This window comes from Rhizobium sp. FG113 (genome assembly GCF_057809895.1).
The window spans coordinates 1-11,360 of the sequence record NZ_JBMDKV010000047.1; the positions used below are offsets into that span (position 1 = coordinate 1).

Consider the following 11,360-nt stretch of genomic DNA (forward strand, 5'->3'; position numbering starts at 1 on the left):
CCCTGACGAAAACCTGCTCCGGCAGAATGCTTCAAGCTAACCAGGAAAGGCTCTAGGTTTTACGTCGCAACCACCTGCCGCTGGCGCCTTGCCGGCGGGGCGTAGAGCCAGCCGGCGCCGCCTCGGTCGGCCACGGCGCGGATCGCCAGCGACAGGCCGATTGCAACGACCACGACCAGCGGCGCGGTGAGATAGCCGAGTTTTCCGCTTTCGCCGATCGCGGCGGCGATGGTGGCGACCAGGAGCGAGACGATCATCACATGGGTGACATAGACGGGCAGCGTGTTGCGGCCGAAATAGGCGAATGCGTTGCGCACGCTCTCCCACCGCGACAAAAGCACCGCCGTGCCGCAGAGCCAGGCAAGGCCGGCGATGGAGGAGGCGAGCGCCCAACTGCCCTTGTCGACGGCCTGCAGCCGCCAGCGCAGCACGTATAGCGCCGAAAACAAGAGGAAGCCGCCGAGCGCCGTCAGAAACGGGCGGGCGGTGATGAGGTGCACGGCGGATCGCCCATACCAGCAGCCGAAGAGGAAGAAGACGAAATACTGCAGCACGTTACGATGGGTGAAGAGATCGATCGCCAGATGGTCTCCGAAAGTGAGGACCGAGACGATGGCGGCGATCGCGATGGTGATCGCATGCGGCGTCGATTGCAGCAGCTTGGTGGCGACCATGAAGATGGCGAGCGCCCAGATGAACCAGATGCCGGTGTTCGGCGCCCACCACATTTGCAGCAGCTGATAGGGATCGCTGCCCTCAGTGGGGACGAGCGCGTTCTGTTGCACGTAGCGGAAGAACAGCCAGCGGGCGGTGCTCCAGATGGCGAAGAGGTAGACCAGCAGCCAGATCTTGCGGCGCAGGAAATCGCTCCATGGCGCGCGCATGGCCGATGCCGCCAGGAAGCCGGAGACTGTGAAGAACAGCGGCATGCGGATCGGCGTCATGATGGCGCTGAAGCGTGCGTAGAGATCAGGCGCTATGGCGTGGAACTGGTGGTAGAGAAGGGTGTGATAGATCACCACCAGGATGATCGACATGCCCTTGGCGATATCGAGCCATTCGATACGGGTCTTCTCCTGCCGCTGCTCCAAGCGCCGTCCTCCATTTTGCATTGCAGCAAATTGAAGGGGGCATTGTGGCGAAAACGTGGGATAGCAGAAATTTATGGCCGCTATCCGCAGTTGTCTTCTGTGGGAGGGCGCTCAGAACGGATTGACGTAGTTGGTGATGGCGATCTGGCGCAGCAGCACCTTGCGGATGATGTGCGTCGGCGTGACGTGATCGGTGTAGATCGCCGCATCGCCGGTGCTGCCTGCCGGCAACACGTCGGCGAAGTGCTTGTCGTCGAGCCTGATGCGGACGGCCAGCGGCAGGGAGGCGATCTCCTTCGGCGCCACGGCCAGGCCCGAGGTCTGCGTCTGGCCGCTCGCCACCGCTTGCAGCACGCTCTCCACCTTGCCCGGATAGACCTTGCCCGGTGCATATTTGAAGGTGATCTCGACCGGCTGGCCAGGGGTGATGTAGCGCGCGTTGATCTGTGCGATCTCGATGCCGATGATCGTGTCTGACGTGTCAATGAAGGCCATGACGGGCGCCAGCGGCAGGCTGCTGACGCGCGCGCCCTTGCGAAGCGCGAGATTGGTGACGTAGCCATCGGCGGGCGCCCGCACCACCGTCTTGTCGAGGTTCCACTGCGCCTCGGCGATCTCGGCCTGTAGCTGGTCGGTTTGCGCCTGCGCCTGTTCGACGTCGAAGCCGCGGCCGGCGCCCGTGGTTTGCAGCCGCGTCGTCTCGGAGAGCCTCAGCGTGGCGAGCTCGAGCTGCGCCTTGAGCGCGTCGAGCTTGGCCTGGTAGGGCACGGGGTCGATGCGGAAGAGCACATCGCCCGCCTTCAGCGGCGTGTTGGCGATAACAGGGACATCGATGACCTCGCCGGCGACATTGGGGACGATCGCCACGGAATTGCGCACGACCAGTGCCGCCCCCTGCGGCGCGCCCCAGCCCATCGGAATGAACAGGCCGATCAGGAGCAGCAGGAAGACCAGCGCCGGCGATACCTTCCAGAACAGGTTGAAGGGCACGATCTTCAGCTTTACCAGCAGGAAGAGGATGACCAGATAGACGTTGAGGAGAACGACGATCATCGGTTCTTCTCCGCATCCGGCACGCGTGGGACGTCGACATAGGCCCAGATCACGACCAGCGGCCAGAAGGCGAAGCCGAGCAGCAGCGTCACCCAGCCGCCGACGCTGACGGCCTTCGCCCAGGGATGATTGCGCCTGCGGGCGATCATGCCGGGAAGCATCGCCAGGAAGAGAATGACCGCAAGCGTGCTGGCCGCAAGCACGATCAGCACGATCCACGCGAAAATATCGACGGCGCTCATGCGGGGTCTCCCTGCCGGTCAAGATCGACGGCAGCAGAGCATGCGGCGGCGCTTGCGCGGAAGTACGTTACCGTAAATGCAACGGTGCTGCGTTCGGGCCTCGGCTGACCGCAAGCCCTGACCTCCGCAAATTTTTGCTGCGTCCTGTCGGCGGGCGCGTTACTCCTTCGTCATTGAGGAAGAGGAGTATGAGATGCTGTATGCGATCCTTTGCTATGCCGATGAAGAGCGGGTTTTCTCCTGGACCAAGGAGGAAGAGGACGCCGTGATGGCGAAGCTGTATGCGGTTCAGGCGCCCTTGGCCGAAAGCGGCAAGCTCGGGCCGGTGGGCCGGCTGATGCCGACGACGGCGGCAACCACCGTGCGCAAGGGCAAGGAAGAGCCGCTGGTGCTCGACGGGCCTTTTGCCGAGACCAAGGAAGCGCTGCTCGGTTTCTACGTGGTCGATTTCGACACGCTGGAGGAGGCCGTCGCCTTTTCCAAGGAGCTTTCCGAAGTCAATCCCGGCTCCACATCCTATGAAATCAGGCCGTTCTACGTGTTCCGGCCGGGAGAGAGTGCGACATGACAGACATTGCCTGGATCGACGTGACGCTCGCTTCCGCCCGGCCGAAGGCGCTCGGCGCGCTGCTCAGATACTTCCGCGATCTCGATATCGCGGAAGAGGCCTTCCAGGAGGCCTGCCTGCGCGCTGTCAGAACCTGGCCGGACAAGGGGCCGCCGCGCGATCCGACGGCTTGGCTGATCTTCGTCGGCCGCAACAGCGGCATCGACGCGGTGCGCAAGCGCTCGAAGACCCAGGCGCTGCCGGATGAGGAGTTGATCTCCGACACGGAGGATGCCGAGAGCGATATCGCCGAGCGGCTGGATACGTCCAACTACCGCGACGACATTTTGCGCCTGTTGTTCATCTGCTGCCATCCCGACCTGCCGGCTACACAGCAGATCGCGCTGGCTCTGCGCATTGTCTCCGGCCTTTCCGTGCAGCAGATCGCCCGCGCCTTCCTGGTCGGCGAGAGTGCGATGGAGCAGCGCATTACGCGGGCCAAGGCGCGTGTCGCCAAGGCCGGCGTTCCCTTCGAGACGCCGGATGCGGCGGAGCGGGCCGAGCGGCTGTCGATCGTTTCGACGATGATCTATCTCGTCTTCAACGAGGGCTACAGCCAGGCCGATCCCAAAGCCGAGGCCTGCGCCTTTTCCGACGAGGCGATCCGGCTGGCGCGGCTTTTGCTGCGTATCTTCCCGGGCGAGCCGGAGCTGATGGGGCTTTTGGCGCTGATGCTGTTGCAGATCTCACGCCGCCCGGCGCGCTTCAGCGCCGACAACGAGATCGTGCTGCTGGAAGATCAGGACCGGTCGCTCTGGAACCGCGAACTGATCAATGAGGCCCTTGCGCTGCTCGACAAGGCGATCCGCCACCGGCAGCCGGGGAGCTACCAGTTTCAGGCGGCGATCGCCGCGCTGCATTCGCGCGCCAAGAGGGCCGAAGACACCGACTGGGAGGAGATCGAGCTGCTCTATCGTGCGCTGGAGCGCATGCAGCCGTCCCCCGTCATCACGCTCAACCGGGCGGTCGCCGTCTCGAAGCTCAGAGGGCCGGGCGAGGCGCTGACGCTGGTGGAGACGCTTGGCGAAAAGCTCGATGGCTATTTCTATTATCACGGCCTGCGCGGTGGGTTGTTGAAGCAGATCGGGCGTCCGCGCGAGGCGCGCGAGGCTTTTGATAGGGCAATCGCGCTGGCGCATTCCGCACCCGAGGCCGCGCATATCCGCCGGCAGATCGACAGCCTGAAGGTGGAGCCGGCGCTGCCGGCGGTGAAATAATTCCGAAAATCACCTTGCGCCCTGTCGGATCGGCGACATCTCACACGTTCTTGTAACAGACTGATCAAGAACGGGTTTCACGAAACAGGAGACGACACATGACCGCCATGCACGAGCTTATTCTCGTTCGCGAATTCGATGCGCCGCGCGAAAAGATCTTCAAGGCCTGGACAGATCCGGAGCTGATGAAGGAGTGGTTCGTGCCGCGCCCTTGGACGATATCGGACGCCAAGCTCGACGTGCGCGCCGGCGGCGCCAACCTGATCGTGATGCGCAGCCCGGAGGGCCAAGAGTTTCCCAATCGCGGCGTCTATCTCGAAGTGATCGAGAACGAGAAGCTGGTTTTCACCGACGCCTATACCAGCGCCTGGGTGCCATCCGAAAAGCCGTTCATGACGGCGACCGTGCTGCTCGAGGATCTCGGCAATGGCCGCACCAAGTACACGGCAACGGCCGTGCACTGGACCGCCGAGGACAAGAAGACCCACGAGGAAATGGGCTTCCACGAGGGCTGGGGCAAATGCGCCGATCAGCTCGCCGAGCTTCTGGCGCGGATTTGATTTGGATAAACCGAACAAGGGGATGGGACGATGTCCGCAGTCATTGATTCAAATCCGACGCAGCCACGCTGGCAGACAATCACAGGCCTCGTGCTGAGCGGCCTCATCGTCGCCTTCCTCGTCTTCGACGGCGCGATCAAGCTGGTGCCGATCGCGCCAGTGACGGAAACGCTGACGGCGCTCGGCTACTCCGCCGACCCGATGCTGGCCCGCAGCCTCGGCATCATCACGCTCGCCTGCGCGCTGCTATACGCCATCCCGCGCACCTCGGTGCTCGGGGCGATCCTGCTCACCGGCCTGCTCGGCGGCGCGATCGCCACGCATTTGAGGGTCGGGAGCCCGGTGTTTTCGCACCTGCTCTTCGGCGTCTATCTCGGGCTGATGGCCTGGGGCGGGCTCTATCTGCGCTACGAGGCGGTTCGCAGGATGATTCCGTTCAGGCTCTGAAGTGCTTGAAATGAGAGTCGGATTTGGCGGTGGGGGCGGTACGGTTATCGGAGGCGGTCTCGGCCCGTGCCCTAAGAAAAGCCGACCGACGGCGACGGCAATGCGAACCACACTCCTCCGGGACTGACATCTCCGGCTCCGGTTTCCAGCCACTCGCTTACGATCGAATTGGCGATATCCAGGTCAGACTCGCCGTAATGTGTTTGTAGAATCCAGTCGAACTTCGTTCCCGCGCCGCCTTTCACAGGCTTGGCGCCCGAAGCAAGCAGCGCCAGGATGCATTGTCTTATAAACTCGATGAGCTCCGCGTTCTCCAACTGAAAGCCTTCCCGCCCGGCTGGAACTATTTGCCATAAACCGACGGCATCGACATCGAGTTCGTCTGGCAGCGTTTCGATATGTTCGGCAATCGTATGGCCATAGATCTTATGACGGGTGTCCAGCTTCATTGGTGATGTGCCTCGATCCTGAGTGGAGGTTGGGATCGCTGTTTCTAAGACGCTAGCTCTCGGTCCGCCTAGCTCCCCCATCAACTTTATCGAACGATCCGTTCTAGAATTTGTCATTGCGCCCCACCTCGGCCATCCTTATCTGCAATCTAAAGATTTCAACGGGATGCACGCCATGGAACTCGGCCTTTATACCTTCGCAGACGTCAACCCCAATCCTTCGAGGAGCAAGGGGGTGGAAGGGGCCGAGAGGTTGAAGCATCTGATCGAGGAGATCGAGCTTGCCGATCAGGTGGGGCTCGACGTCTTCGGGCTGGGCGAGCATCACCGGCCGGATTATGCGGCGTCCGCGCCTGCCGTGGCGCTGGCGGCGGCTGCGGTGAAGACGAAGAACATCCGGCTGACGAGCGCCGTCACCGTGCTCTCCTCCGACGATCCGGTGCGGGTGTTCCAGCAGTTCTCGACGCTCGATCTTCTTTCCAACGGCCGCGCCGAGATCATGGCGGGGCGGGGGTCGTTCATCGAATCCTTCCCGCTGTTCGGCTATAATCTCGAGGATTACGACCAGCTGTTCGAGGAAAAGCTCGACCTGCTGCTTGCCCTTCGCGACAGCGAGGCAGTGACGTGGTCGGGCGAGATGCGGCCTGCGATCAACGGGCGCGGCGTTTATCCCCGGCCGTTCCAGGACCCGCTGCCGGTCTGGATCGCGGTTGGCGGGACGCCGCAGTCGGTGGCGCGCGCTGGCGCGCTCGGGCTGCCGGTGGCGCTGGCCATCATCGGCGGCGAGCCACATCGTTTCGCGCCGCTATTCGATCTCTACCGCGAGGCGGCACGCCGGGCAGGGCAGGATCAGGCCAAGCTCAAGACATCGATCAACGTCCACGGCTTCGTCGCCGACACGACGGATGCGGCGGCCGATCAGTTCTACGGGCCGCAGGCGGAAGTGATGAACCGGATCGGCCGCGAGCGCGGCTGGGGGCCGACGAGCCGGCCGCATTTCGACGCCTCGCGCGGGCCGAAGGGCGCGCTCTTCGTCGGCGATCCTGAAGTGGTGGCCGAGAAGATCATCGCGCATCACAAGCTGTTCAAGAACGATCGCTTCCTGCTGCAGATGGCGATCGGGCTGATGCCGCACGACCAGATCATGCGCGGGATCGAGCTCTACGGCACGAAAGTCGCGCCGATCGTCAGAAAGGCATTGACTGAGAGCGGCGAAGGGGCGAAAGCCAGCGCCTAAAGCAGGAGCTTCATGGCGTAAAGGATGAATTGGATTTCCCCCGGCGTCGTGTTCTGTTCCAGATTCGAGAGCCGGCCGACCGGCCGTAATCTTAGGGCCGGAAACGGAATTTCATGATTATCGAGACTGAAGACGAACTCCTGAAGCTCAAAGAGATCGGCCGCATCTGCGCCAATGCGATCCAGATCATGGCGTCGTCCATGGAGCCCGGGATCACCACGCAGGAGCTCGACGATATCGGCCGCCGCGTGCTCGAAAGTGCCGGCGCGCGCTCGGCGCCGGAGTTCTGCTACCAGTTTCCCGGTGCAACGTGCATCAGCGTCAACGAGGAGATCGCGCATGGTATTCCCGGTTCGCGCGTCATCCGCCCGGGTGATCTCGTCAATATCGACGTCTCGGCCGAAAAGGACGGTTTCTTCTCCGATACCGGCGCCTCCTTCGTCGTGCCGCCGTCGAAATCCAAGCTCGACAAGCTGTGCCGCGACGGCAAGCGGGCGCTTTGGGTCGGTCTCAACCAGGTGAAATCGGGCGAGCCGCTGGCCAAGATCGGCCAGGCGATCGGCGCGTTCGCGGCCAAGAACCGCTATACGCTGGTGGCGAACCTCGCCAGCCACGGTGTCGGCCGCTCGCTGCACGAGGAGCCGGGCGAACTTTCGACCTGGCCGGACCCGTCCGAAAAGCGGATCATGACCGACGGGCTGGTCTTCACCGTCGAGCCGTTTCTCTCGCTCGGCGCGACATGGGCCGAGGGCGGCGACGACGCCTGGACGCTCTATGCGGATCCGCAGGCGCCGACGGTGCAATACGAACACACCGTGGTCGCGACCCGCAACGGGCCGATGATCCTGACGCTGCCGGATGGGCAGGCGTAAAACCGGCTTCGGCGATCTGTCTTACGATATAACGGATTTCTAACGCGAGACGCCCTGCTGAGAGCAGGGCGTTTCCATTTGGCTTGGTGAAGCCGGTCGTGATTAGTCGTGCTTAGTCGTTCTTCGGCTGCTGCAGGATCTCGGCGGCGGCGCGTTCCAGGATGCCGGCGATGCGCTTGGCTTCGTCCTTCGACCAGGGATAGCGCAGCTTCAGCGCCGATTTCAAAAGCATGCGGGCGGCGACGACTTCGCTCTTGTCCTCGGGGAAGGCTTCTTCCTCGCGTTCCCTGCCATAGCTTTCTGGACCACGGCTTTCCGGATCGAAGATGCGGCGCACATGCGCCATCTTCTCGCCGATGCGCTCCAGCTTTCCAAGCGTCATTTCGATCATGGAACTGTTCTCCTCGACCTGTTTGCGGCCGCTTTCGGTGATGCGGTAGAGCTTCTTCGTGCCCTCCGCCTCGACCTCGGCAAGGCCGGTTTCTTCCAGATAGGTCAGCGCCGGATAGATGACGCCGGGGCTCGGGACATAGAAGCCGCCGGAGCGCTCTTCCAAGAGCTTGATCAGCTCGTAGCCATGGCGTGGCTGTTCGGCCAAAAGCGCCAGGATCACCAGCTGCAGGTCGCCTGCCGCGAACTTCCGCCCCATGCGAAAGCCACCGCCACCCATCATTCCACCTCTAAAGCCTCTCATCGATCACTCCTTATGATGTATCGTTGATTATGTCGTAAAACATATATCGTAAGATATTGCGTTTCAAGGGCGGGCCGAAAATTTCCGGAATTGATGGGTTCATCAGAAAATCTTGATTGCGGCTCACCGTGTGCGGCGCGATAAGCGAGCCATGTTGGCTCGCAATGAAATCCCCCACGCCCCCCTGTTTCGTACGGCATTGGCCGGAATGATCGCCATGGCGGCGGCCATGGGCTTCGGGCGGTTTTCCTACACGCCGATCCTGCCGGGCATGATGAGCGGCGTGCCGCTGTCGGCCGCCGATGCCGGCTTCATAGCATCCGCCAATTTCGTCGGTTATCTCGTGGGCGCGGTTCTCGCCGCCTATGGCTGGGCGGCGGGGCGGGAGCGCAAGGTGGCGCTGTCGGCACTTCTCGCCAATGCCTTCCTGCTCGCCGCGATGGCGATGACCCATTCCGTCATGCTCTTTGCCGTCATCCGCTTTCTCGCCGGCCTCGCCAGCGCCTTCGCGATGATCTTCACTTCGTCGATCGTGCTCAGCCACGGGGCTGCCGCCGGCAACGACCATGTGCAGTCGGCGCATTTCGGCGGGCCGGGGGCGGGGATCGCGCTGTCGTCGGTGATGGTCTTCGTCATCGGGCTCATCGCGCATGGCGGCCCGGATGCCTGGCGGATCGACTGGATCGGCGGGGCGATCTATTCGGCGATCAGCCTCGTGCTGGTCTGGCTGCTTCTGCCTGCGGGGCCTGTTGTCAGCGGGCAAACCGGCAAGGAGCCGCCGATCACCTGGAGCCGGCCGATGCTCTTGGTCACGCTCTCCTACGGGCTGTTCGGCTTCGGCTATGTCATCACCGCTACCTTCCTCGTCACCATCGCCCGGATGGCCGCCGCAGGTGCCGTGGTTGAATTCCTCTGCTGGTTCATCGCCGGATTGACCTCTGCCGTCGCGCTGTTTGCGTGGAAGCCGTTGGTGCGGCCGCTCGGGCTCGGCTGGATCTATGTCGCCGCTCTTCTGGTCGAGGCGCTCGGTGTGCTCGCAACCGTGATGCTGCCGCCATCGGTGGCGCCGCTGATCGGTGGAGCGCTGTTCGGCGCGACCTTCCTGGCGATTACCGCCTACGGTCTGCAGATTGGTCGCAGGCTTGTACCATCAAGCCCGCGCCGGGCATTCGCGATGATGACGGCGGCCTTCGGCTTCGGCCAGATCGTCGGTCCGATCGTCGCCGGCGCGCTTGCCGAGCGCACGGGAAGCTTCGTGGCGCCCACCTATGTGGCGGCCGTGGCGCTCGTTGTCTGTGCCGTCATGGTCATGCCTGTGATCAAGAAGCTCTCCTAAGCGGTTACAATTGCGTAACAATGGCGTCAGACCATTGCCGCTTTCCGCGAACTGCCTTAATTTCCGGCGCAATCGCTCTTATAGAGCTTGCGAAGACACTCGTTCAGGAAAGCAATCCCACCCGTGTTTCTATCCTACTTCCCGAAGCCGAAACTCTTCTTCATATCGGCCGTCGTCTGGGCGCTCATCGGCGTTCTCCTTTGGTATTTCGGAGGCTCGAGCCTCGGCGCCGCGATCGGCCTGCCGCCGCTGGCTGCCGGGCAGGAAGCGCCGATCGGCGTTTCCGTGTTCTGGTCGACGCCGTTCCTGTGGTTCTACATCTACTACATCGTCTTCGTCGCCATCTTCGCCGGCTTCTGGTTCACCTACAGCCCGCATCGCTGGCAGATGTGGTCGGTGCTCGGCTCGGCGCTGATCATCTTCAACACCTATTTCTCGGTGCAGGTCAGCGTCGCCATCAATGCCTGGTACGGCCCGTTCTACGACCTGATCCAGCAGGCGCTGGCGAAGACCGCGCCCGTCACCGCCTCGCAGCTCTATCTCGGCATGCTCGGCTTTGCCGGCATCGCCTTCGTGGCGATCACCGTCGGCGTGCTGAACCTGTTCTTCGTCAGCCACTGGATCTTCCGCTGGCGGACCGCGATGAACGAATACTACATGGCCCACTGGCCGAAGCTGCGCCACATCGAAGGCGCCTCGCAGCGTGTGCAGGAAGACACGATGCGGTTCTCGTCGACGGTCGAAAGCCTCGGCGTCAGCCTGGTCAGCTCCGTCATGACGCTGATCGCCTTCCTGCCGGTTCTCTTCAAGATCGGCGCCAGCATCACCGAACTGCCGCTGATCGGCGACGTGCCGCATGCGCTCGTCTGGGCGGCGATCTTCTGGTCGGTGTTCGGCACGGTGTTTCTTGGCCTCGTCGGCATCAAGCTGCCGGGCCTCGAATTCCGCAACCAGCGCGTCGAAGCGTCCTACCGCAAGGAACTCGTTTACGGCGAGGACCATGCCGACCGCGCGACGCCACCGACCGTGGCCGAGCTCTTCGCCAATGTGCGCCGCAACTATTTCCGGCTCTATTTCCACTACATGTACTTCAACGTCGCCCGCATCTTCTATCTGCAGGCCGACAACCTGTTCAGCCTGATCGTGCTGGTCCCGTCGATCGTCGCCGGCAAGCTGACGCTTGGTCTGCTCACGCAGATCAACAACGTCTTCGACCAGGTGCGCGGCTCGTTCCAGTATCTCGTCAATTCGTGGACGACGATCGTCGAGCTGCTCTCCATCTACAAACGCCTGCGCACCTTCGAATCCGCCATCGACGGCGAGCCGCTGCCGGATATCGATCAGCGCTATCTGGAGCGCGAGCAGGGGATTATTCACGCCGACGGCTAGTTGGGGTGAGGTTGGGTTTGGGAGACGCCGCGTGTCTTGGATGCGCGGCGTTTTTGTTTTTGGGGGGGTAGGTGTTTGCGGGGTGAGTTTGCAGCCTACTTTGTGCCCGGGATACCCCCCTCTGTCCTGCCGGACATCTCCCCCACAAGGGGGGAGATCGACTCGT

13 protein-coding genes are annotated in these 11,360 nt (G+C 62.7%); 8 read left to right on the plus strand and 5 right to left on the minus strand.

Annotated elements, in window-relative coordinates; all coding sequences use genetic code 11:
• Positions 1 to 59: 59 nt before the first annotated feature.
• The 3 genes from ACODTZ_RS35865 to ACODTZ_RS35875 form a co-directional block, all read right to left on the minus strand.
• Complete coding sequence (locus ACODTZ_RS35865; protein ID WP_413396623.1) at positions 60 to 1,091, minus strand: acyltransferase family protein; 1,032 nt, start codon at positions 1,089 to 1,091, stop codon at positions 60 to 62.
• Positions 1,092 to 1,202: 111 nt separating this feature from the next.
• Positions 1,203 to 2,144 carry an HlyD family secretion protein gene (locus ACODTZ_RS35870; protein WP_489032065.1) on the minus strand — a complete coding sequence of 314 codons (942 nt, stop codon included), beginning with the start codon at positions 2,142 to 2,144 and terminating at the stop codon, positions 1,203 to 1,205.
• A complete protein-coding gene (locus ACODTZ_RS35875; protein WP_112943844.1) occupies positions 2,141 to 2,386 on the minus strand; it encodes a DUF3302 domain-containing protein in 246 nt (81 codons plus the stop codon). Before ACODTZ_RS35875 ends, ACODTZ_RS35870 begins: the two co-directional genes overlap by 4 nt.
• A gap of 193 nt (positions 2,387 to 2,579) precedes the next feature.
• On the opposite strand from ACODTZ_RS35875, the gene ACODTZ_RS35880 reads away from it, so the two are divergent.
• The 4 genes from ACODTZ_RS35880 to ACODTZ_RS35895 all read left to right on the plus strand — a co-directional run bounded on the left by ACODTZ_RS35880 (position 2,580) and on the right by ACODTZ_RS35895 (position 5,217).
• Positions 2,580 to 2,954, plus strand: coding sequence for a YciI family protein (locus ACODTZ_RS35880; protein WP_489032067.1), 375 nt, complete (start codon positions 2,580 to 2,582; stop codon positions 2,952 to 2,954).
• Positions 2,951 to 4,210 (plus strand): RNA polymerase sigma factor, encoded by a 1,260-nt coding sequence (locus ACODTZ_RS35885; RefSeq protein WP_489032069.1) that lies wholly within the window; start codon positions 2,951 to 2,953, stop codon positions 4,208 to 4,210. Before ACODTZ_RS35880 ends, ACODTZ_RS35885 begins: the two co-directional genes overlap by 4 nt.
• Positions 4,211 to 4,308: 98 nt before the next feature.
• Positions 4,309 to 4,770 carry an SRPBCC family protein gene (locus ACODTZ_RS35890; protein WP_111562938.1) on the plus strand — a complete coding sequence of 154 codons (462 nt, stop codon included), beginning with the start codon at positions 4,309 to 4,311 and terminating at the stop codon, positions 4,768 to 4,770.
• 30 nt (positions 4,771 to 4,800) lie between these two features.
• Positions 4,801 to 5,217, plus strand: coding sequence for a DoxX family protein (locus ACODTZ_RS35895; protein WP_489032071.1), 417 nt, complete (start codon positions 4,801 to 4,803; stop codon positions 5,215 to 5,217).
• A 71-nt stretch (positions 5,218 to 5,288) separates the two neighbouring features.
• Here ACODTZ_RS35895 and ACODTZ_RS35900 read toward each other — a convergent pair whose 3' ends face one another.
• Complete coding sequence (locus tag ACODTZ_RS35900) at positions 5,289 to 5,666, minus strand: hypothetical protein (RefSeq protein ID WP_489032073.1); 378 nt, start codon at positions 5,664 to 5,666, stop codon at positions 5,289 to 5,291.
• A 175-nt stretch (positions 5,667 to 5,841) separates the two neighbouring features.
• Here ACODTZ_RS35900 and ACODTZ_RS35905 point away from each other — a divergent pair, with 175 nt between their 5' ends.
• On the plus strand, positions 5,842 to 6,903 hold the full coding sequence (locus tag ACODTZ_RS35905; RefSeq protein WP_413396635.1) for an LLM class flavin-dependent oxidoreductase: 1,062 nt from the start codon (positions 5,842 to 5,844) through the stop codon (positions 6,901 to 6,903).
• A gap of 113 nt (positions 6,904 to 7,016) precedes the next feature.
• The gene (gene map, locus ACODTZ_RS35910; RefSeq protein ID WP_489032075.1) at positions 7,017 to 7,775 is read left to right on the plus strand and encodes a type I methionyl aminopeptidase; all 759 of its coding nucleotides are present in this window, start codon (positions 7,017 to 7,019) and stop codon (positions 7,773 to 7,775) included.
• A 112-nt stretch (positions 7,776 to 7,887) separates the two neighbouring features.
• Here the strand turns inward: map and ACODTZ_RS35915 are convergent, their stop codons facing one another.
• Positions 7,888 to 8,469, minus strand: coding sequence for a PadR family transcriptional regulator (locus tag ACODTZ_RS35915; protein WP_047506258.1), 582 nt, complete (start codon positions 8,467 to 8,469; stop codon positions 7,888 to 7,890).
• A 151-nt stretch (positions 8,470 to 8,620) separates the two neighbouring features.
• Between ACODTZ_RS35915 and ACODTZ_RS35920 the strand changes: the two genes are divergently transcribed.
• Together ACODTZ_RS35920 and bacA are read left to right on the plus strand one after the other, a co-directional pair.
• The gene (locus tag ACODTZ_RS35920; RefSeq protein WP_489032078.1) at positions 8,621 to 9,805 is read left to right on the plus strand and encodes a YbfB/YjiJ family MFS transporter; all 1,185 of its coding nucleotides are present in this window, start codon (positions 8,621 to 8,623) and stop codon (positions 9,803 to 9,805) included.
• Positions 9,806 to 9,928: 123 nt separating this feature from the next.
• Positions 9,929 to 11,194, plus strand: coding sequence for a bacteroid development protein BacA (bacA, locus tag ACODTZ_RS35925; protein ID WP_489032080.1), 1,266 nt, complete (start codon positions 9,929 to 9,931; stop codon positions 11,192 to 11,194).
• Positions 11,195 to 11,360 lie beyond the last annotated feature (166 nt).

What these genes read in the sequence shown, in the direction of transcription:
- ACODTZ_RS35870 (WP_489032065.1), bottom strand. Translation starts at nt 2,144, where the DNA reads ATGATCGTCGTTCTCCTCAACGTCTATCTGGTCATCCTCTTCCTGCTG.
- ACODTZ_RS35875 (WP_112943844.1), bottom strand. Translation starts at nt 2,386, where the DNA reads ATGAGCGCCGTCGATATTTTCGCGTGGATCGTGCTGATCGTGCTTGCG.
- ACODTZ_RS35880 (WP_489032067.1), top strand. Translation starts at nt 2,580, where the DNA reads ATGCTGTATGCGATCCTTTGCTATGCCGATGAAGAGCGGGTTTTCTCC.
- ACODTZ_RS35885 (WP_489032069.1), top strand. Translation starts at nt 2,951, where the DNA reads ATGACAGACATTGCCTGGATCGACGTGACGCTCGCTTCCGCCCGGCCG.
- ACODTZ_RS35890 (WP_111562938.1), top strand. Translation starts at nt 4,309, where the DNA reads ATGACCGCCATGCACGAGCTTATTCTCGTTCGCGAATTCGATGCGCCG.
- ACODTZ_RS35895 (WP_489032071.1), top strand. Translation starts at nt 4,801, where the DNA reads ATGTCCGCAGTCATTGATTCAAATCCGACGCAGCCACGCTGGCAGACA.
- ACODTZ_RS35900 (WP_489032073.1), bottom strand. Translation starts at nt 5,666, where the DNA reads ATGAAGCTGGACACCCGTCATAAGATCTATGGCCATACGATTGCCGAA.
- ACODTZ_RS35905 (WP_413396635.1), top strand. Translation starts at nt 5,842, where the DNA reads ATGGAACTCGGCCTTTATACCTTCGCAGACGTCAACCCCAATCCTTCG.
- map (WP_489032075.1), top strand. Translation starts at nt 7,017, where the DNA reads ATGATTATCGAGACTGAAGACGAACTCCTGAAGCTCAAAGAGATCGGC.
- ACODTZ_RS35915 (WP_047506258.1), bottom strand. Translation starts at nt 8,469, where the DNA reads ATGAGAGGCTTTAGAGGTGGAATGATGGGTGGCGGTGGCTTTCGCATG.
- ACODTZ_RS35920 (WP_489032078.1), top strand. Translation starts at nt 8,621, where the DNA reads ATGTTGGCTCGCAATGAAATCCCCCACGCCCCCCTGTTTCGTACGGCA.